The sequence below is a fragment of the Pseudomonas sp. FBCC-B1565 genome, assembly GCF_059133265.1.
In genome coordinates this window covers 1,460,443-1,479,683 of record NZ_CP101438.1, presented here as the reverse complement: position 1 = coordinate 1,479,683, position 19,241 = coordinate 1,460,443, and the positions used below count along the sequence as shown (strand labels likewise).

The window sequence follows — 19,241 nt, the reverse complement described above, 5'->3', positions numbered from 1 at the left end:
TCAGTGCTTCCGTGGCGCCAGGTAGCTCAGCCAGCGGCGCTCGGCCAACTTGAACAGGCGCACCAGGATGAAGGTCAGGCACAGGTAGAACACACCGGCGGTGATATACGCCTCGAACGGCAAGTAGAACTGCGCGTTCACGGTGCGTGCGGCACCGGTGATGTCGATCAGGGTGACGATGGAGGCCAGGCTGGTGGTCTGCAGCATCATGATCACTTCGTTGCTGTACTGCGGCAGCGCACGACGCAGGGCCGACGGCAGCAGGATACGGCGGTACAGCTTGTAGCGCGACATGCCCATGGCCTTGGCCGCCTCGATCTCGCCATTGGGCGTGGCCTTGAGGCTGCCGGCAATGATCTCGGCGGTGTAGGCGCTGGTGTTGATCGCAAAGGCCAGGCACGCGCAGAAGGTGGCGCTGGACAGCAGTGGCCACAGGAAACTCTCGCGCACCGCCTCGAACTGGGCCAGGCCGTAGTAGATCAAGAACAGCTGCACCAGCATCGGCGTGCCGCGAATCACGTAGGTATAGAGCCAGGCCGCACCATTGACGATCGGCTGCTTGGACACGCGCATCAGGCCCAGGGGCAAGGCCGCGAGCAGACCGAAGAACAGCGAGATGGCGAGCAGTTTCAGGGTGGTCACCAGGCCGCCGAGGTACAGCGGCATGGCCTCCCAGATGACGTTGTAGTCGAAGATCATAGATCAGCCGCCCTTACGCCTACCGAGTAGCGCTTCTCAAGATGACGCAGGGCCAGCAACGACACGCTGGTGATCACCAGGTACATCGCCGCCACTGCGAGGAAGAAGGTAAAAGGCTCGCGGGTGGCGTCTGCCGCCTGCTTGGCCTTGAACATCATGTCTTGCAGGCCCACCACCGAAATCAGCGCGGTGGCCTTGGTGAGTACCAGCCAGTTGTTGGTGAAACCGGGGATGGCCAGACGGATCATCTGCGGCACCATCACCCGGAAGAACACCTGGAAACTGCTCATGCCATACGCCAGGCCGGCTTCGGCCTGGCCCTTGGGAATGGCCATGAAGGCGCCACGGAAGGTTTCCGAGAGATAGGCGCCGAAGATGAAACCCAGGGTGCCGATACCGGCGGCCAAGGGGTTCAAGTCGATATAGTCGTCATAGCCGAGCATCGGCGCGACGCGGTTGAGCAGGTCCTGGCCGCCGTAGAAAATCAGCAGGATCAGTACCAGGTCGGGGATCCCGCGGATCACCGTGGAGTACAAGTCACCCAGCCAGGCCAACCAGCGCACCGGCGACAGGCGTAACGCGACCCCGATCAGACCCAGAACAATGGCCAAGGCCATGGACGACAAGGCGAGCTGAAGCGTCAACCATGCGCCATCGAGGATGACGGCCCCGTAGCCTTTCAACATGATTCAGGTCCTCGAAAAGGGGGATGAAAAAATGGCGCAAACCTCAGGAATTCTGTTGCTTGCGCCATTTGGGACAGACAGCTGCGACGAGTTACTTAGGGTCAGCGCCGTAAATATCGAAGTCGAAGTACTTGTCCTGGATTTTCTTGTATTCGCCGTTGGCACGGATCGCCGCGATGGCCGCGTTGATCTTGTCCAGTTCGGCCTTGTCGCCTTTACGCACAGCGATACCGATGCCGTCGCCGAAGTACTTGGCGTCGGTGAACTGCGGGCCCACGAACGCGTAGCCTTTACCGGCCGGGGTTTTCAGGAAGCCGTCTTGCAGCAGGGTGGCATCAGCCACGGTACCGTCGAGGCGACCGGCTTCCACGTCCAGGTAGATTTCGTTCTGCGAGCTGTAAGGCACAACCGTGACGCCTTTAGGGGCCAGGACTTCCTTGGCGAAACGATCGTGGATCGAACCACGTTGCACACCGATCTTCTTGCCTTTCAATTCATCCAGGCTGTCGCTGACGGTGGTGCCTTCCTTCATCACCAGCTGCGCTGGGCTCAGGTAGTAGCGGTTGGTGAAGTCCACGGACTTCTTGCGGTCGTCGGTGATGGACATGGACGACAGGATCGCGTCGATCTTGCGCACTTTCAGCGCAGGGATCAGGCCGTCGAATTCCTGCTCGACCCACGTGCACTTGACTTTCATCTCTGCGCACAGGGCGTTGCCGATGTCGTAGTCAAAACCGACGATGCTGCCATCCGGCGCCTTCGAGGCAAACGGAGGGTAAGCCGCTTCGATACCAATCTTCAGGGGCTTTTCATCAGCGAAAGCCTGCATGGACAGCACGGACAGCGCCAGGGCGCCCAACAGCACGAGTTTCTTCATCTTGGGACTCCATCGGTATAGGGCAAAACAGCAGTATGAGCCATGGCCCACGATGCGGCGTAAGGGAAACCGAATAGCGGTGCTGCGTCCTACACCGATTCAACATCGGAGACGACGAGCGAGTGATCGGCATTCTAACGACAGGCTGGAAGCCGATATTTCCTCAATGCGACAACAATTTACAGAAGCACCGAGAAAGCGGATCCAACTCATTGACAGCCTCTGGATTTTATGCAGAGACAAAAGACATTAAACCTGTAGACGCTGCAAATTGCGGGCCTATTATTCGCAAACCCTTCTGGCACGGCAAGTCTGGCGTTTAATCTTATTTCCTGGGGTGTCTGGAATGGGGTTTTTCGGGGCGCAGACGTAGCACATTGCCTCAGGTTTGGGCGCGAGGTTACACATTGAGGGTTGGCGGTAACATTCAGAAACGCCCTACACGAAAAACCGATATTTATTTGACTGGCGTGGATCCCATGTGGGAGGGGGCTTGCCCCCGATAGCGGTGTGTCAGTGAAAGGCATTTCAACTGAACCACGGCAATCGGGGGCAAGCCCCCTCCCACACTGGATCTCCGGTGCTTTTGAGGCCGCTCAAAAAAGCCCCACCCGGCTTACACCGGGTGGGGCGTTATCTGACTATCCCGCCTTACGCGACGTTCATGGTCTTGTGCGTCTCGATCAAATGCGCCACCACACCCGGGTCCGCCAGGGTGGAGATATCCCCCAGCCCGTCGTACTCAGCCGTGGCAATCTTGCGCAGGATACGCCGCATGATTTTCCCCGAACGCGTCTTTGGCAAGCCCGGCGCCCACTGGATCACGTCCGGCGAAGCAATCGGCCCGATCTCCTTGCGTACCCAGTTTTTCAGCTCCAGACGCAGCGCCTCGTTCGGCTCTTCGCCGTTTTTGAGGGTGACATACACATAGATGCCCTGGCCCTTGATGTCGTGCGGCACACCCACCACCGCCGCTTCGGCGACTTTAGGGTGGGCAACCATGGCACTTTCGATCTCGGCGGTGCCCATGCGGTGTCCGGACACGTTCAGCACGTCGTCCACACGGCCGGTGATCCAGTAGTAACCGTCTTCGTCACGACGCGCACCGTCACCGGTGAAGTACATGCCACGGAATGTCTTGAAGTAGGTGTCGACAAAACGGTCATGGTCGCCGAACAGGGTACGTGCCTGGCCTGGCCACGAATCGAGGATCACCAGGTTGCCTTCGGCCGCGCCTTCAATCAGGTTGCCCAGGTTATCCACCAACGCCGGCACCACGCCGAAGAACGGCCGTGCCGCCGAACCCGGCTTGAGCGCATGGGCGCCCGGCAGCGGGCTCATCATGTTGCCGCCGGTTTCGGTCTGCCACCAGGTATCGACAATTGGGCAACGGGATTGGCCGACGTTCTTGTAGTACCAGTCCCACGCCTCTGGGTTAATTGGCTCACCCACCGAACCGAGCAGGCGCAGGCTGGAGCCGTCTGCGCCTTCGCACGCAGCAGTACCGGACGCCATCATGGCGCGGATCGCGGTCGGGGCGGTGTAAAGGATATTGACCTTGTGCTTGTCGACGATTTTCGCCACCCGCGTGATGTCCGGGTAGTTCGGCACGCCTTCGAACAGCACGGTGGTCGCGCCGTTGGACAGCGGCCCGTAGACAATATAGGTGTGGCCGGTGACCCAGCCGACGTCGGCGGTGCACCAGTAGATTTCGCCCGGGCGGTAGTCGAACACGCGCTCGTGGGTCAGGCCGGCGTACAACAGATAGCCGCCGGTGGTGTGCTGCACGCCCTTGGGCTTGCCGGTGGAGCCGGAGGTGTAGAGGATGAACAGCGCTTCTTCAGCACCCATCTCCTTGGGCGCACACACAGTGCCCGCTACTTTCATCAGGTCTTCGTACCAGATGTCACGGTGCTGGTTCCACTTGATCTGGCCGTTGGTGCGCTTGCACACGATGACTTTCTGGATGCTGCTGGTTTCCGGGTTGGTCAGGGCGTCGTCGACGTTGGCCTTCAGCGGAATCTTCTTACCGGCACGAATACCTTCGTCGGCAGTGATCACCACCTTCGACTTACAGTCGATGATGCGACCGGCCAGGGCCTCCGGCGAGAAACCACCAAACACCACGGAATGAATCGCACCGATACGGGTACAGGCCAGCATGGCGACCACGGCTTCGGGGATCATCGGCATATAGATAGTCACCACGTCGCCGCGGTGCACATCCTGACCGCGCAGGGCGTTGGCAAACTTGCAGACTTCCTCGTGCAGCTCGCGGTAGGTGATGTTGCGGCTCTCGGCAGGGTCGTCGCCCTCCCAGATGATCGCAATTTGATCGCCACGCTCAGCGAGGTGACGGTCCAGGCAGTTGTAGGAAACGTTCAGGGTGCCATCGGCGAACCACTTGATGTCGACGTGGTGATCGTCGAAAGAGGTCTGCTTCACCGTGGTGAAAGGCTTGATCCAGTCAAGGCGCTTGGCTTGCTCGCGCCAGAAGCCATCGGGGTTGACCACCGACTGCTGGTACATGGCCTTGTAGGTCGCCTCGTCGGTCAGCGTGTTGGCTGCTACTTCGGGGCGAACGGGGTACAGGGAAGCCGCACTCATCTTTCTTACCTCGGTGACATAGTTGTTGTTGTATGGCCCTGTTGTAGCCGGGGCCGACCTATAGAACCATTCGACGATGGTAGTAACAAGCCCCTACAAATTGCCCTGATATCCCCGTTTGCACCTCTAGCCCGCGGGCCGTGGCGCTTTGCGGCTTTGTGAAAAAAGCTTTACCACAGGATTGTTACAAAAACCGCCAATAGTGTTTATCAAAAGCACGGGTATATGAATATAACGTGAGGGCCTAAAATCACTTCCGCCAACAAGGCACTGTAGTTAAATACAGCAGTGATTAACAACGCAACAGCCCCCACGAAGGCAACGTTAATCCGAACTTCCCAACTCTTAAGTTACACACGTGGCCTCACAAGGGCCCCGTGACCCCTTTCGCCCTGAAGAAGGTAAATAGAGAAATGAAAGCTTTAGTAGTTATGGCCCTCAGCAGCTTGTGCGCCACCGCCGCCCTGGCCGACGAAGCCCCGACTGACGTAGCTGGCAGCAACCCTCCGATCGTTGAAGACTACACTTACAGCACCCATCTGGATGTGGCAAAAGTACTGTCCATGAGCAGTATTCCGGAAGTGTGCGAAGTGGTACCGGTGAAGATGGAATATGAAGACTCACAGGGTCAGCGTCATATTCTTAATTACCACGTGATGGGCAACGGTTGTTCTAACGGATAATCACCTGATTAGTTCGAACTTATTCGCCGCAAGAAATTGTTCTTGCGGCAAAGCACCGACCCCGCCCCAATGTGGGAGGGGGCTTGCCCCCGATAGCGATAGCCGCCACACCACCTCTATAAAGCCTGACGCTTCACGCCTCTCTGCGCCCCACAAAAAACATCCCACCGCCCGTCAAAAAAATCCAACCCCAGCAAAGCCTTATAAATCCGCACTCTGGCCGAAAAACACGCCATTCTGGCCGCTCTCCGTGACCATCCGCGCCAACACAAACCGGTTTTTTTCCCCTACAATGCGCGGGTAAATCGGGCCTGCAATATCCCTTTACACTGGGACGAAAAGCCAGACCTGAGGCCCCCCGCGTGAGCTTGCATCTATCGCTCCGCACCTCAGCCTCAAGCAGATCACCCGTAGCCCTATTCCGTTTAATGCCTGCGCGAGCTGTTGCAACAAACGATTCCTTAAGATCCACCGCGGCCCTGGGGGCCGTGTGAACACCCAACCATCCGGTTTCACACGGGCACCTTTGAGCCCTCACGCAGGAGACGACACGTCATGCTGAGCTGGGACGAATTCGACAAAGAAGAAGAAGGCGAAGTGGCCACCAAAGGCGCCAACGCCGGCCACGCCACCGAAGCCAACATGGACCGCCTCGACGGTGCCGGCGCTGCCGCCGCCATCGAAGCCCGCGCCGTCACCGCCAGTGACTCCGCCGCCATCGTCCGCGCCAAGGCCGCCCTCGACAAACTCGACGTCGCCGAAGGCCTCGCCGAACTCGAAGGCGCCTCCGCCCGTGTCGCCGTTGACGAAAAGCGCATGATCAACTGCCGCGCCGACCTCAACCAACTCGTACCCTTCAAGTACGACTGGGCCTGGCAGAAGTACCTCGACGGCTGCGCCAACCACTGGATGCCGCAAGAGGTCAACATGACCGCCGACATCGCCCTGTGGAAAAACCCCGAAGGCCTGACCGACGACGAGCGTCGCATCGTCATGCGCAACCTGGGCTTCTTCTCCACCGCCGACTCCCTGGTTGCCAACAACCTGGTGCTGGCCGTGTACCGCCTGATCACCAACCCGGAGTGCCGCCAGTACATCCTGCGCCAGGCCTTCGAAGAAGCGATCCACACCCACGCCTACCAGTACTGCATCGAATCCCTGGCGATGGATGAAGGCGAGATCTTCAACATGTACCACGAGATCCCATCGGTCGCCAAAAAGGCCGCCTGGGGCCTGAAGTACACCCGCTCGATCTCCGATCCGAAGTTCGAAACCGGCACCGTCGAGACCGACAAAGAACTGCTGCGCAACCTGGTCGCCTACTACTGCGTGCTGGAAGGCATCTTCTTCTATTGCGGCTTCACCCAGATTTTGTCGATGGGCCGTCGCAACAAAATGACCGGCGTGGCCGAGCAGTTCCAGTACATCCTGCGCGATGAGTCGATGCACCTGAACTTCGGTATCGATGTGATCAACCAGATCAAGATCGAAAACCCACACCTGTGGGATGCCGAGATGAAGGAAGAAGCGACCCAGATGATCCTGCAAGGGACTCAGTTGGAGATTGAATACGCTCGCGACACTATGCCTCGCGGTGTATTGGGCATGAACGCGGCGATGATGGAGGATTACCTCAAGTTCATTGCTAACCGTCGTCTGTCGCAGATTGGCCTGAAGGAAGAGTATCCAGGCACGACCAACCCGTTCCCGTGGATGAGCGAGATCATGGACTTGAAGAAAGAGAAAAACTTCTTCGAGACCCGTGTGATCGAGTACCAGACTGGCGGCGCGCTGAGCTGGGATTGATTCCTAAGCCAAGCAACCCCATGAAGCCCTGACGTGTTCAGGGCTTTTTTGTGCGCGGTGAATTGCTACTTCTTGAAGCACATCAGGCTGACCACCTCGCCCAGAAGGGTTCGGATCGCACCACCAATGCTGTAGCCTTGTGCCCCAATTGCCATCAGCGTTGTCACCGGTCGAGTGACCGGGATGCCTTCACCGAAGGGCTTTACGCCAAAGTCGGAAGATTGGCACGGGAGTAGACTCCCGCTGTCACACCTGATGCACACTCAATAAATACCCGATAGGACCGAGGCCAACCCGTGAACCCAGACATGCTCGAAGCCGGCCCCGCTGACGCCAAAGTACTTTCCGTCTTTGACTTCGACGGCACCCTGACCCACCACGACAGTTTCGTGCCCTTCCTCAAGTTTGCCTTTGGCCCCGGCGAGTTCTACGGCCGGATGCTCAAGCTGGCGGTGCCGGGGCTGCGCTTTCTGGTGCGGCAGATCAGCCGGGATGAGTTGAAGGCGCAGTTGATCCGCACCTTTATGACCGGGGTGGAGAAGGCATGGGTGCAACAGAAAGCCGAGGAGTATTGCCAGAAGACTTGGGCGCGGCTGATGCGGCCGACAGGGGTGCTGTCGGTGGAGCAGGAGTTGGGATCCGGGGCGGAGGTCACGTTGTGTTCGGCGTCGCCGGCATTGGTGTTACAGCCGTTTGCCAATCGGCTCGGGATCAAGTTGATCGGCACTGAGCTTGAGGTGGTCGACGGGGTGTTGACCGGCAAGCTCACCGGGAATAACTGCCGATGCGAGAACAAGGTGCTGCGGCTTGAGGCGGTGTACGGGGATTTGGGCGACTATCGGCTGCGGGCCTGGGGCGATACGCGTGGGGATCGGGAGTTGCTGGCGGCGGCGCAGGATGCGCATTTTCGGCATTTTCATGCGAAGAAGAAGCGGGCTCGGTTGCAGCGATGATGCGGGTGGGTGGGGTTGGCGGGTAGACCGAGGGTCGCGCACTAGCATGGGGTGCCAGTGCGCGGATGGCCCATTCCGATCAATCGTCACCGCTACCCAATTCTTGATCTTCAAATGTGGATCGCACCGCTTCCACAACCCGTTCGGCTAGGTGAATCACTTCCAGCTGCGGATAAGCTTTCTTCAATTTCCCCGATACCTGCCAGCCATTTTCCTTTAACGACCGAATGACTCGGTTTGCGTCCTGATCAGGCATTTCCAGCACTTCTTTTAGCCGTTCCTGGGCGCGCTGAAAGATGACCAACACACGCGCTTCATCAGCCATCTCTATACGAACCGTGTGCGCCACTACCTGTGCCGTATACAAGACTTGTTCGGTCAAGTCGGGGTAGCGCCACGCGAATTGCGCATCGTCGTAGTCATCGAAGACCAGATTGCTGCGGGTTCCGTCCTCGTAGACTACAAGTTCTCCAAATCGATAGGAGCCAGCGTAGCGTTGCATGAATGGCCGCGAAAATGCCTCCAGCGTACGATCGTAACGCGCCCGGAAATCAATCGAACTTGTGATTGTGGCCGACACTGGCAAGATTACGCCTTCAGGCACCGCCTTATCACGGATCAAGGTATCGTTGATCAGAAAGCGATGGATCCGACCATTGCCGTCTCGCATGGGGTGGATATAGACAAAAGCAAAAGCGATTACAGCGGTCCGGGCCAGCGGCTCAGCGCCCCGTGTTGCCAACTCGAATGCTTTCAAGCCGTCGAGCAATTGCATTAGCACCTCAAATGGCGGCGCAATGTAGTGAACGATATCCTCGCGCATAGTGGCCTGCCCCACGAAGACCGGTGAGTGCCGCAAGCCCAGCCCTAGCGCCTCTTCCCCCAAAATACCGGCTTGCAAGGTGTGCAGGCTTTCATTACTCAACGGATTCTCGATGTGACCACAGTACTTGGCGATCACGTGGGCAAACCGCTGGATCCTGTCGGCTTTGTCTGCCTCTCTCTCGATCAAAAAGCTGGCACGCGACTCCTTGAACGTCAGCCAACTCGCCGTGCGCATCAGGATATCAGCGCCAAAGGTCTGGTTCAGCTCCCCCAGTGCTGCGCCCAGATCAAACTGCAACGCTTCTTGCACGGCTTCGGTGCGACGGATCAAGGGGGAGAACGCAGGTACGCCGGGAAGATTATCGTTGATGCGCCAGCGCCTTATACGCAAAGGCTCAACGCGGGTCAGGTAATGCTGTGATGAAACAGCATCGACATAGCCGCCATTGGTAACATCTGGTACATCAAGGTGCAGTCCGGTTAACCACTCGTACAGGAATCCGGTGCGGCGGGCATATTGACCAAAAGGCGTTTGCCGGCACCAGGCTTCGACGGGCTCAGGGCCGGCTGCAGCAAATAGGCGAGCGAAGAATTCGAGGTGAATTTCTTCGTACTTGAGCCCGAACTCGAAATGCCCTGCAAAGTCGTCCGAGGGTTGGTAGCTGAGGGGGTACTTACGCTCGACATGTCCATTGCTCTCGTGGCTCATGCGGGTCGTACCGATTGCCGATTCGACGCGCAGTGGCTGTGCCAGCGAGATACGGTAGCGGTCAGCGAGTGCCTTGAAGCCTACCTGCATGGTCGAATCCCCTAACGAACCCTAAAAAACGATAACTATTAGGGAATAGTAGGCGAAAACGATAATTTTGTGAGTACGAAAACGCTAATGCGCTCTTAAATTTGCTAACAAATCAGCAATTTCATTTGAAAACGATAACAACCTAAAGGGAAGCGATCCGAATGAATGGGGCCGTCAGGAGACCGAGGCGATCCCTTCGAAGCCTCGCTGGGGCTCGACAGCTCCCACAGTTGATCTCTGTCGCTCGGAGGGACGGTGTTCGGCTTGAGTGTTATGCCGTGGCTTTAAGGTCCACGCCCAACGCCGTCGCAAAGGCTTTTACCATCGGGCTGCGCGGGGCGTTGTGGCGCAAGATGAGGTTGAAGGCAGTGCTCAGGTGAACTTGCTCCGGGCACAGTGCGCGCAGGCGCCCTTCTCTTACCAAGGGCATAGCGTAGTGTTCGGGCAAGAAGCCGAGGAAACGGCCAGTAAGGATCAGGATCGCGACGGCTTCGACTTGTGAGGCCGAGGCGGACTGGCTGTCGTAGTTGACGAAGTTGGCCTTGTCGCGGTGGATCGCATACCGATGGTTCACCACTTCGTATTGGCGCAAGACCTCGGGCGTGAGGTCGTTTGCGTCGAAGAGTGGGTGTCCTACGGCACAGTAGGCGTGGGCCTTTTCTTCATACAGCGGGAAATAATCGAATTCTTCGCGGCGCTGGTACACCGGCACGATACCGACGATCAGCCGTCCTTCGACCACGCCGCGTTCAACTTCGTCCAATTGCGAGGCATGTAGGCGCAATCTAATTTTCGGCGACTCGCTATGTAATTTCCCCAGCGCAGTAATGAGTGGGGAATTAACGTCGGACACGGTGTTATCAATTACGCCCACACTAAGGTCGCCAATAAGCTCGTTTTGCGCCGAACTAAGCTTGTCGCGAAAACTGTCTACCGAGGTAAATAACTCGATGGACGCCTGATACACCAACTTGCCTTCTTCGGTCAGGCCAAACCCTTCTCGGCCCCGGGTGCACAGGCGCATGCCGATGCGGATCTCGAGGTCGGAGATCTGTTTACTGATGGCCGCCAGGCCCACGTTCAGCTCGTTTTGCGCGGCGCTGAAGCCGCCGGCTTCGACTACGGCCATGAACACGCGCAGCAATTTGAAGTCCAGCCCGCTCAGTTGCAGGGGCGGTCTTGTGCCGGGTTTGGGTGGCAGGTTTCCAGAAGTGGAAAGTGGGGTTTCCATAATACGCGTTGACCTCAAGTGCCATATTCAACAGGCTTCAACCCAATCCTTGAACATAGCCAGGCGGCGATAATGAACATAAACATCCGCCCTTTGCAACCTTGAATACGGCGCGTCAGACGCTGGTTCAGTCTAGTTGAAAACTTATTTTTACTGCCTCCGACTCTTCTAAAAACAAGCGTGAGGAACATCCATGTCCCAGCCCACCGACCGCCTTTGGGGCGCTCGTTTCAAGACCGGCCCATCTGCTGCATTGGCCGCGTTGTCGCGTTGCCCTGAGCGCTATTTCCGCCTGACGCCCTACGACCTGGCCGGCTCCCGCGCCCATGCCCGTGAGTTGCAACGCGCTGGTCTGCTGGATGAGTCGGAGACCCTGCGCACCCTCGACGCGCTGGACGGTATTGGTGCGGACTTCGCCGCCGGCACGCTGCATCCGACCCGGGATGACGAGGACGTGCACACCTTTATCGAACGCGTATTGACTGAACGCCTCGGCGTCCTGGGCGGCAAGCTGCGTGCCGGGCGTTCGCGTAATGATCAAACCGCCAATGACCTGCGCCTTTTCCTACGCGACCATGCGCGCACCATCACCACCGAGGTGTTGGGTCTGCAGCAGGCGTTGGTGGAACAGGCCGAGCAACATGTGGAAAGCATCTGTCCTGGGTTCACCCACTTGCAGCAGGCGCAACCGATTGTGTTCGCCCACCACTTGCTGGCTCACGCCCAGTCGATGTTGCGCGATGTGCAACGCCTGGTGGATTGGGATACGCGTACGGCGTTGTCGCCTTTGGGGGCGGCAGCGATGGCCGGTTCGGCGATTGCACGCCAGCCTGAGCATTCGGCCAAGGAAATGGGCTACACCGGGCCGTGCGAAAACTCCATCGACGCTGTCGCCAGCCGTGACCATGTGGCGGAGTTCCTGTTTGTGGCGGGCATGCTCGGGGTGAATATTTCGCGCCTGTCCGAAGAGTTTTGCCTGTGGTCTTCGCGGCAGTTTCGCTGGGTGGTGCTGGACGATGCCTACGCCACTGGCAGCTCGATCATGCCGCAGAAGAAGAACCCGGATATTGCCGAGTTGGCGCGGGGCAAGGCTGGGCGCTTGATTGGCAACCTGACCGGGTTGATGTCGACGCTCAAGTCATTGCCGCTGTCGTACAACCGCGATTTGAGTGAAGACAAGCACAGCGTGTTGGACAGTGTGGACACCTTGCTGCTGGTGCTGCCGGCGATGGCCGGGATGGTTGCGACCATGAAGGTGCAGGTGGAAGAGCTTAGGCGTCAGGCGCCGATGGGGTTCACCTTGGCAACGGAAGTGGCGGATTGGTTGGCCACTCGCGGCGTGCCGTTCAAGGAGGCGCATGAGATTACCGGCGCCTTGGTGCAGGCCTGTGAGAAGCATGAGATTGAACTGTGGGAAGCCTCGCCGGCGATGTTGGCGGAGGTGGACGCGCGGTTGACGCCGGAGGTGCGCGATTGCCTGACCCTGGAAGCGGCGATTGCAGCGCGCAGTGGGTGGGGTGGGACGGCGCCGGAGCGGGTTCGGGAGCAGATTGGGCGGTTGAAAGCGGCCTTGGCCGAACAGCAACAGTGGACAGAGAGTTACCAGGGATTTCGGATTTAAGCCTGCAACCCCGTGGTGTCTGGTCCGGCGCTTTCGCAGGCAAGCCAGCTCCCACATTGGACCGAGTACATCAGTACCAGCGTCATCAGTTTTTGGAGAGTCACCATGAGCCAAACCCCGGCCGAGCGCTTGGCAGCCGAGCGCAAGTTGTCCGAAAACCAGTTCGATATCACCCAGTACGAGCACGTACCGCGTCGATATTACGGGCGGATGTTTTTTGCCACGTTGATCGTGATCGTGTTGGCCGCGCTGTTGCGTGCCTTCGCCAACGGTCAGATCGAATGGTCCTACATCGGGCAGTTCCTCACGTCTGAAGCCATCCTCTGGGGCCTGGTCAACACCATCGTCATGTCGATCCTGGCCATGGCGCTGGGTGTGGTGATCGGGGTGATCACGGCAATCATGCGCATGTCGGCCAACCCGATCCTGCGCTATGTGGCCATCACCTACACCTGGCTGTTCCGCGGCACGCCGTTGATCCTGCAACTGCTGCTTTGGTTCAACCTGGCGCTGATCTTCCCGGTGATCGCGATTCCCGGCCTGTTCAGTATCGACACTGTCGACCTGATGACGCCGTTCGTGGCCGCCCTGCTGGGCCTGAGTATCAACCAGGGTGCCTACACCGCCGAAGTGGTGCGTGCCGGTTTGCTCTCGGTCGACACCGGCCAGTATGAAGCCGCCAAGTCCATCGGCATGCCGAGCCTGCAAGCACTGCGTAGGATCATTCTGCCGCAGGCGATGCGGGTGATCATTCCGCCTGTAGGCAACGAGTTCATCAGCATGGTGAAAATGACCAGCCTGGCCAGCGTGATCCAGTACTCGGAGCTGCTGCACAACGCGCAAAACATCTACTACGCCAACGCCCGGGTCATGGAGCTGCTGATTGTGGCCGGCATCTGGTACCTGGCGGTGGTGACTGTTCTTTCATTTGGCCAAAGCCGCCTTGAGCGCCGCTTTGCCCGCGGCGCCGGCAAGCGTTCGTAAGTCTGGGTTGAGGAGATTTGCCCCATGAGAAGCATCGTCAAGGCCGTCAACCTGAACAAGTATTACGACCAGTATCACGCGCTGCGCGATATCAATATCGAGGTCGAGCAAGGCGAAGTGATGTGCATCATCGGCCCGTCCGGCTCGGGTAAAAGTACCCTGCTGCGCTGCGTCAACCAGTTGGAAAAAATCGATAAGGGCGGTCTGTGGGTCGACGGCGAACTGGTGGGTTACCGGGTCGTCGGCAACAAGCTGCATGAGATGAACGAATCGCAGATTGCCCGCCAGCGGTTGGCCACCGGCATGGTGTTCCAGCGCTTCAATTTGTTCCCGCACATGACCGTGTTGCAAAACATCATCGAAGGCCCGTGCCAGGTGCTCAAGCGCTCGCCCAAGGAAGCCACCGAGGATGCCCTGGAGTTGCTGGCCCGCGTCGGCCTGGCGGACAAACGCAATGCCTATCCGGTGGAGTTGTCCGGCGGCCAGCAACAACGCGTGGCGATTGCCCGTGCACTGGCGATGCGCCCCAAGCTGATGCTGTTTGACGAACCCACGTCAGCCCTCGACCCGGAGCTGGTAGGAGAAGTGCTGTCGGTGATGCGCGATTTGGCCACCACCGGCATGACCATGATCGTGGTCACCCATGAGTTGGGCTTCGCCCGCGAAGTCTCCAACCGCATGGTGTTTATGGATGCCGGCCAGATTGTGGAAGCCGGCAGCCCCGAAGAAATTCTAATAAGCCCACAAAACCCGCGTACCCAAAGCTTTATTTCTGCCGTTCGCACTTAACTAAAAAACAAACGAGAACGCCCCCATGAAGAAAATGTTTATCCCCACGTTGCTCGCAGGCCTGATGGCCTCTTCCGTTGTTTTCGCGGCATTGCCGGCGGCAATCAAGGACAAGGGTGAGATCAGCGCGGCCATCGTGCCGAACTACCCGCCGATGGACTTCAAGGACCCGGCCACCAACAAGATCACCGGCCTGGATTTCGACTTGGGCAACGCCCTCGCCGAGCGCCTGGGCGTGAAGATCAAGTGGCAGGAAACCGGCTTCGAGCAGATGCTCAGTGGCCTGACCACCAAGCGCGTGGACATCGTGCTGTCGGGCATGACCGACACCGCCGAGCGCCAAAAGGCGGTGACCTTTATCGACTACTTCACCAGCGGCCCGCAGCTCTACACCCTGGCCAAGCGTGAAGACCTCAAGGAATTGACTGACCTGTGCGGTAAAAAAGTCGGCACCAGCCGTCGCACCACCTGGCCGTCGGAAATTGCCGCGTGGAGCAAGGAAAACTGCGAAGCCGCCGGTAAGCCGGCGATCGTGGTGATCGGCACTGAGGGCTCGGCAGATGCGCGGGCACAGTTGCAACAGAACCGTCTGGACGCTGCGATGCAGGGCAGCGAGACCATTCCTTATTTGATGTCGTTGGACAAGGGCAAGTACAAGCCGGTGGGGTTGGCGATTTCCAAGCAGTTCACCGGGCTTGGGATTGAGAAGAGCAATACGGAGTTGGTCACGGCGATCAGTGAAGCGTTGCAAGGCATGATCGATGACGGCACCTACGGCAAGATCCTGAAGAAGTGGGACCTGGAGCAAGGTGCGGTAGAGAAGATCACCATCAACTCCGGCCAATAACTCGATCTGAACAATGTGGGAGGGGGCTTGCTCCCGATAGCGGTCTATCAGCCAAGCATCTGGTGACTGAGCCACCGCCATCGGGGGCAAGCCCCCTCCCACCCTGGATTTTCGTTGTCCACAAAATAACAAGGACACCCGCCCCACCGTGGCCACCTACTCCCTGGTAATCCGCCGCCTGATGATTTGCTCGCTGACCATCGTGGTCAGCCGCGCCATGACCAGCCCGTTGCTGGCCCTGTTGCTGAGTACCCGCCTGGGCCTGAACCAGCAGGACATCGGCTTGCTGATGGGCATCGCGGTGTTTATCGCGACATTGCTGGGCCTGTACGGTGGCTACATCATCGACCGCCTGGAAAAGCGCAAGCTGCTGATCCTGGCCATGCTCTCCAGCTCCATCGGTTTTCTATTGCTGACCTTTGCCAGCAACCTCTACCTCACCACCCTGACCCTGGTCATCACCGAAGCGGCGTCGGCGCTGTTCCTGATTGGCTCAAAAGCCATCATCAGCGAGAACCTGCCGGTGGGCGAGCGTGCCAAGGTGTTTTCCCTGCGCTACACACTGACCAACGTCGGCTACGCCACAGGCCCGATGGTCGGCGTCGTGATTGCCGGCCACATGCAACTGGCACCGTTCCTGATCGCCAGTGCGATCGCCTTTGGCAGCCTGTTCCTGATGATTGGCATCCCGCCCACCCAACGGGATGACAGCAACAAGCCCTTGAGTTTCCTCACCACACTGCGCACCTTGCGCAACGACCGCACACTGATTCTGTTCACCAGCGGCAGCCTGCTGAGCACCATTGTCCACGGGCGCTATACCTTGTATCTGTCGCAGTTTTTGCTGGTAGCCTACAAACCCGCCGAGGCGCTGAAGATTCTGTCTGCGGTACTGGCCTGCAATGCCATCACTGTGATTTTGATGCAGTACCAGATCGGCCGTTTCCTCAAGCGTGAGCAACTGCGCTATTGGATCGTGCTCGGCACGCTGCTGTTCATGACCGGGCTTGTCGGTTTCAGCCTCGCAGACAGCCTGGTCACCTGGTGCATGGCAATGTTCGTGTTCACACTGGGCGAGATGATCATCTACCCCTCCGAGTTCCTGTTTATCGACACCATCGCACCTGATGCACTGCGCGGCAGTTACTACGGTGCACAGAACCTGGCGGCATTCGGCGGGGCAATGAGCCCGGTGATTTGCGGCTATCTGCTGATCAATGCCACGCCGGCCAGCATGTTCTATGCGTTGGGGGCACTGACTGCGGTAGGGGGCACCTTGTGTTTCTTGAGTGGGCGACGGGTAGCAGGTTCTTGCTGATATTTACGCAGGATCCCGCTATTAATAGCGAAACCTCTCACGGACCCGAGCCCCATGAAATTCGATACGGCCTACAGCCTGAGTCTCGACGACAAGCTGTCGATCTACGACGTACGAGACCTGAATTTCGACGAGACCGCCGACTTCGACTCCGACAAGGACCGTTTCCTGTGCCCCAACGATGAGTGCCGGGCAGCGTTTGATCCCGGCAATACCCTGAGCACCTTCAACGCTAAAAACGTCAATTACCTGCGTACGCCGCACTTCAAGAACAAGACCGGCACCCGGCATATCGACGGCTGCCGCTACGCCAGCACGCACAAGAGCGCAGCCGGCGAAAGCGACGACGAGCGCGAGGACAATTTCCCATCGGAATTAGTGCTCACCCGCCGTCAGTACGAGCGCAAGACCCCGCTGGCAGGCACCGAAGGAAACATCCCACAAGAGCAAACAAAGACACCCTCAAACCGCAGCTCCATTTCCCACAACGCCAGCGACACCACACCGGACAAAACCAGCGTGTTCGCCCACCCGGTGGAATGCTACGTGTCCAATATCGACGACAAGGACAAGCTCAAGTCCATGCCGTTGAAGATCGGCGATCACACCGCCACCTACTGGACGTTCTTCAAGAAGATCGAATACCTGCAGGACAACAAGGGCCTGATCTACTGGGGCAGGATCAAAGAAATCAAGGACTACACCAGCAGCTTTCGCATCGACTTCGAAAAGAAGGTGTGGCTCGACAAGAAGCCCTACTCGGTCAATGTCTACCTGAGCAAGAAACTCATCGAGAACTACCGCAAGCGCAAGGCGTTCCTGGAGCAGATCAAGGCGGCGGTGGACAGTGAGCGGGCGTTGTACTGCTTCTTCTATGGGGTGACGCCGGAACTGAAACAGGTGCCGAGCAAGAAAAACCCCGAGCAGACGTTCGGGGTGTTCAGCGCGAATATCGAGAACCTGGATCACCTGATCATTCGGGAGGCGCCGGGGGTGGAATAGTGCGCATCAGCGGCAGGACGCTTTGTATGCCCGATAGATTTCGCGTGTTTGTTGAGCCTTGGCGACACCTACGCCCCCGAAGGCTACCAACCAGTGGATCAGCATTTCCTCATCAGGAAACACATAGGTGTTTTGCCCTTTGAATCCTCTGGGTGTTCGATTGATTCCTGCGTCGTAGCGCAATGGACTCCAAGGCTGCGTTACAAAATCAAAATCCTCGGCATCCCATTTAAAGAACCGCAGTACTTCATTAAGGGTAGTCTGGCCACTGCGATCGCCACGTTGGACGAGGCAATAGGCTTGATCAGCCAACATCTGCTCCAGCACCTGAGGATCGACCCAATCCAGCACTGCGCATTTCAACGCATTATCTAGAATACCGGCCGTCCAACGCTCGAAAAACATCTGGAAAAATCGTTCGCTATCAGCTTTTTTCATATCGAAAAAGAGCATGCAGTAACGGGTTTTAAGATGCATAACCACTACCACATGCTTGCGTTTAACTGTCGCAGCATGCACCAGCCACTGATGGGGGTCGCTGTGAAGATCATAGCTCTCGACAGGCAGAGCAGGCCGTAGAACGGGTGTATGCTTTTTGCCTTTGTGTACTCGGCTGAAAAACTCACAGGCAGCTTGTGAGCAATTGAACGTCAGCATTGCAGTTGCTCCTTCATTTTACTTCCCACGCCAGCAACGAACCGTCCAGGTTTGTGATGAAGGGATATCCACCCATTCAATGTCATAAGGTTGTCGAGCGGCATACCTAATCGCATCCAGCGCCTCTCCAGTGAGAACTGCCAACTCGGAATCCGTCGGCAAGTCACGCGTGACCATCACAGCCAGGCCACTGAGTCGGTTCTTCAAATGCAGCTTTTTTGTACCTGTCATCGCCATCGTCTGGCAAATAGACTACTGCCAGGGCGCAGGAAATCGAACAAGGCCATGTCATAAAAAACCAGTTGATGAGCGGTCAAAACAACTGTACAAAAACACAGTATAGTTTGTCCTCCCCCGTCAAACCCTGGAGATACCCCATGTCCTCTCTGGCAATGAGCTCTTTCGTAGAACAGCAGATCGTCCTGCATCAATTCACCGCCAAGCACAGCGTACAGGCGCGCGCGATGCTGGGCTGGAGCCGGGAACGCCTGGCACACCAGGCTGGCGTGGCGGTTGAAGCCGTTCAGCAGTTTGAATGTCAATGCGACGTGGATGACGAAACCCGCCTGGCCCTGGCCTTTCGGCTGGAAGCTGAAGGCCTGGTGTTTTTCCCGGGGTTTGCGCCGGGGTGGGGGATGAGTACACGCCGCTTTGACACCGCCACAACCGAACACGCAGCGCAAGGGATCATCTCTCGCTTGATCGGCGCAACTTCGTCATCACTTGACTCACCCACTGCTCAAGCCAATGGTGCATAGCGGCCAGCCGTACCACCTTGCTGGCCAGCGCCTGGACGGGGTCCCATGCACTCCCCTCTCAACCGCGAAACGTCAGGCCTGCAGTTGCAATGCCTGACA

General features: G+C 58.0%; 17 protein-coding genes and 1 pseudogene. 11 read left to right on the top strand and 7 right to left on the bottom strand.

The window, feature by feature from the left end; all coding sequences use genetic code 11:
* The 4 genes from NL123_RS07060 to acs form a co-directional block, all read right to left on the bottom strand.
* Positions 1-699 carry an ABC transporter permease gene (locus NL123_RS07060; RefSeq protein WP_124418298.1) on the bottom strand — a complete coding sequence of 233 codons (699 nt, stop codon included), beginning with the start codon at positions 697-699 and terminating at the stop codon, positions 1-3.
* On the bottom strand, positions 696-1,385 hold the full coding sequence (locus tag NL123_RS07055) for an ABC transporter permease (RefSeq protein ID WP_010208305.1): 690 nt from the start codon (positions 1,383-1,385) through the stop codon (positions 696-698). Before NL123_RS07055 ends, NL123_RS07060 begins: the two co-directional genes overlap by 4 nt.
* A 91-nt stretch (positions 1,386-1,476) precedes the next feature.
* Entirely contained in the window at positions 1,477-2,262 is a 786-nt protein-coding gene (locus NL123_RS07050; RefSeq protein ID WP_084301307.1) for an ABC transporter substrate-binding protein, read from the bottom strand.
* A 651-nt stretch (positions 2,263-2,913) separates the two neighbouring features.
* Positions 2,914-4,869, bottom strand: a complete 1,956-nt coding sequence (acs, locus tag NL123_RS07045) for an acetate--CoA ligase (protein WP_248483826.1) — start codon at positions 4,867-4,869, stop codon at positions 2,914-2,916.
* 413 nt (positions 4,870-5,282) lie between these two features.
* Here acs and NL123_RS07040 point away from each other — a divergent pair, with 413 nt between their 5' ends.
* From NL123_RS07040 to NL123_RS07025, 4 genes and pseudogenes are all read left to right on the top strand, one after another.
* The gene (locus NL123_RS07040; RefSeq protein WP_092242420.1) at positions 5,283-5,552 is read left to right on the top strand and encodes a DUF2790 domain-containing protein; all 270 of its coding nucleotides are present in this window, start codon (positions 5,283-5,285) and stop codon (positions 5,550-5,552) included.
* A gap of 555 nt (positions 5,553-6,107) precedes the next feature.
* Positions 6,108-7,358, top strand: coding sequence for a ribonucleotide-diphosphate reductase subunit beta (locus NL123_RS07035; RefSeq protein WP_093529834.1), 1,251 nt, complete (start codon positions 6,108-6,110; stop codon positions 7,356-7,358).
* A 71-nt stretch (positions 7,359-7,429) separates the two neighbouring features.
* Positions 7,430-7,594: pseudogene (locus NL123_RS07030) on the top strand (HNH endonuclease); the annotation flags it as partial.
* A 72-nt stretch (positions 7,595-7,666) separates the two neighbouring features.
* On the top strand, positions 7,667-8,311 hold the full coding sequence (locus NL123_RS07025; protein WP_248483828.1) for an HAD-IB family hydrolase: 645 nt from the start codon (positions 7,667-7,669) through the stop codon (positions 8,309-8,311).
* Positions 8,312-8,390: 79 nt separating this feature from the next.
* On the opposite strand, the gene NL123_RS07020 is transcribed toward NL123_RS07025, so the two are convergent.
* Positions 8,391-9,935, bottom strand: a complete 1,545-nt coding sequence (locus NL123_RS07020) for a Fic family protein (protein ID WP_248483830.1) — start codon at positions 9,933-9,935, stop codon at positions 8,391-8,393.
* Between the two features lie 271 nt (positions 9,936-10,206).
* Positions 10,207-11,166, bottom strand: coding sequence for a LysR family transcriptional regulator (locus NL123_RS07015; RefSeq protein WP_494357481.1), 960 nt, complete (start codon positions 11,164-11,166; stop codon positions 10,207-10,209).
* A gap of 193 nt (positions 11,167-11,359) precedes the next feature.
* On the opposite strand from NL123_RS07015, the gene argH reads away from it, so the two are divergent.
* The 6 genes from argH to NL123_RS06985 all read left to right on the top strand — a co-directional run bounded on the left by argH (position 11,360) and on the right by NL123_RS06985 (position 17,727).
* Positions 11,360-12,787 carry an argininosuccinate lyase gene (gene argH / locus NL123_RS07010; protein WP_494357480.1) on the top strand — a complete coding sequence of 476 codons (1,428 nt, stop codon included), beginning with the start codon at positions 11,360-11,362 and terminating at the stop codon, positions 12,785-12,787.
* Between the two features lie 105 nt (positions 12,788-12,892).
* A complete protein-coding gene (locus NL123_RS07005; RefSeq protein ID WP_248483836.1) occupies positions 12,893-13,771 on the top strand; it encodes an amino acid ABC transporter permease in 879 nt (292 codons plus the stop codon).
* Positions 13,772-13,795: 24 nt separating this feature from the next.
* Positions 13,796-14,560: an amino acid ABC transporter ATP-binding protein gene (locus tag NL123_RS07000; RefSeq protein WP_016974699.1), complete on the top strand. Its 765-nt coding sequence runs from the start codon at positions 13,796-13,798 to the stop codon at positions 14,558-14,560.
* 25 nt (positions 14,561-14,585) lie between these two features.
* On the top strand, positions 14,586-15,407 hold the full coding sequence (locus NL123_RS06995; protein ID WP_248483839.1) for an ABC transporter substrate-binding protein: 822 nt from the start codon (positions 14,586-14,588) through the stop codon (positions 15,405-15,407).
* Positions 15,408-15,555: 148 nt separating this feature from the next.
* Positions 15,556-16,725 (top strand): MFS transporter, encoded by a 1,170-nt coding sequence (locus NL123_RS06990; protein ID WP_494357479.1) that lies wholly within the window; start codon positions 15,556-15,558, stop codon positions 16,723-16,725.
* A 54-nt stretch (positions 16,726-16,779) separates the two neighbouring features.
* Positions 16,780-17,727 carry a hypothetical protein gene (locus tag NL123_RS06985; protein ID WP_248483843.1) on the top strand — a complete coding sequence of 316 codons (948 nt, stop codon included), beginning with the start codon at positions 16,780-16,782 and terminating at the stop codon, positions 17,725-17,727.
* A gap of 6 nt (positions 17,728-17,733) precedes the next feature.
* Here NL123_RS06985 and NL123_RS06980 read toward each other — a convergent pair whose 3' ends face one another.
* Entirely contained in the window at positions 17,734-18,384 is a 651-nt protein-coding gene (locus NL123_RS06980) for a DUF6933 domain-containing protein (protein ID WP_494357478.1), read from the bottom strand.
* Between the two features lie 377 nt (positions 18,385-18,761).
* Here NL123_RS06980 and NL123_RS06975 point away from each other — a divergent pair, with 377 nt between their 5' ends.
* Positions 18,762-19,142, top strand: a complete 381-nt coding sequence (locus tag NL123_RS06975; RefSeq protein ID WP_494357477.1) for a helix-turn-helix domain-containing protein — start codon at positions 18,762-18,764, stop codon at positions 19,140-19,142.
* Positions 19,143-19,241: the final 99 nt, after the last annotated feature.

What these genes read in the sequence shown, in the direction of transcription:
- argH (WP_494357480.1), top strand. Translation starts at nt 11,360, where the DNA reads ATGTCCCAGCCCACCGACCGCCTTTGGGGCGCTCGTTTCAAGACCGGC.
- NL123_RS06975 (WP_494357477.1), top strand. Translation starts at nt 18,762, where the DNA reads ATGTCCTCTCTGGCAATGAGCTCTTTCGTAGAACAGCAGATCGTCCTG.
- NL123_RS07020 (WP_248483830.1), bottom strand. Translation starts at nt 9,935, where the DNA reads ATGCAGGTAGGCTTCAAGGCACTCGCTGACCGCTACCGTATCTCGCTG.
- NL123_RS06980 (WP_494357478.1), bottom strand. Translation starts at nt 18,384, where the DNA reads ATGCTGACGTTCAATTGCTCACAAGCTGCCTGTGAGTTTTTCAGCCGA.
- NL123_RS07055 (WP_010208305.1), bottom strand. Translation starts at nt 1,385, where the DNA reads ATGTTGAAAGGCTACGGGGCCGTCATCCTCGATGGCGCATGGTTGACG.
- acs (WP_248483826.1), bottom strand. Translation starts at nt 4,869, where the DNA reads ATGAGTGCGGCTTCCCTGTACCCCGTTCGCCCCGAAGTAGCAGCCAAC.
- NL123_RS07015 (WP_494357481.1), bottom strand. Translation starts at nt 11,166, where the DNA reads ATGGAAACCCCACTTTCCACTTCTGGAAACCTGCCACCCAAACCCGGC.
- NL123_RS07050 (WP_084301307.1), bottom strand. Translation starts at nt 2,262, where the DNA reads ATGAAGAAACTCGTGCTGTTGGGCGCCCTGGCGCTGTCCGTGCTGTCC.
- NL123_RS07035 (WP_093529834.1), top strand. Translation starts at nt 6,108, where the DNA reads ATGCTGAGCTGGGACGAATTCGACAAAGAAGAAGAAGGCGAAGTGGCC.
- NL123_RS06985 (WP_248483843.1), top strand. Translation starts at nt 16,780, where the DNA reads ATGAAATTCGATACGGCCTACAGCCTGAGTCTCGACGACAAGCTGTCG.
- NL123_RS07040 (WP_092242420.1), top strand. Translation starts at nt 5,283, where the DNA reads ATGAAAGCTTTAGTAGTTATGGCCCTCAGCAGCTTGTGCGCCACCGCC.
- NL123_RS07025 (WP_248483828.1), top strand. Translation starts at nt 7,667, where the DNA reads ATGCTCGAAGCCGGCCCCGCTGACGCCAAAGTACTTTCCGTCTTTGAC.
- NL123_RS07060 (WP_124418298.1), bottom strand. Translation starts at nt 699, where the DNA reads ATGATCTTCGACTACAACGTCATCTGGGAGGCCATGCCGCTGTACCTC.
- NL123_RS07000 (WP_016974699.1), top strand. Translation starts at nt 13,796, where the DNA reads ATGAGAAGCATCGTCAAGGCCGTCAACCTGAACAAGTATTACGACCAG.
- NL123_RS07005 (WP_248483836.1), top strand. Translation starts at nt 12,893, where the DNA reads ATGAGCCAAACCCCGGCCGAGCGCTTGGCAGCCGAGCGCAAGTTGTCC.
- NL123_RS06995 (WP_248483839.1), top strand. Translation starts at nt 14,586, where the DNA reads ATGAAGAAAATGTTTATCCCCACGTTGCTCGCAGGCCTGATGGCCTCT.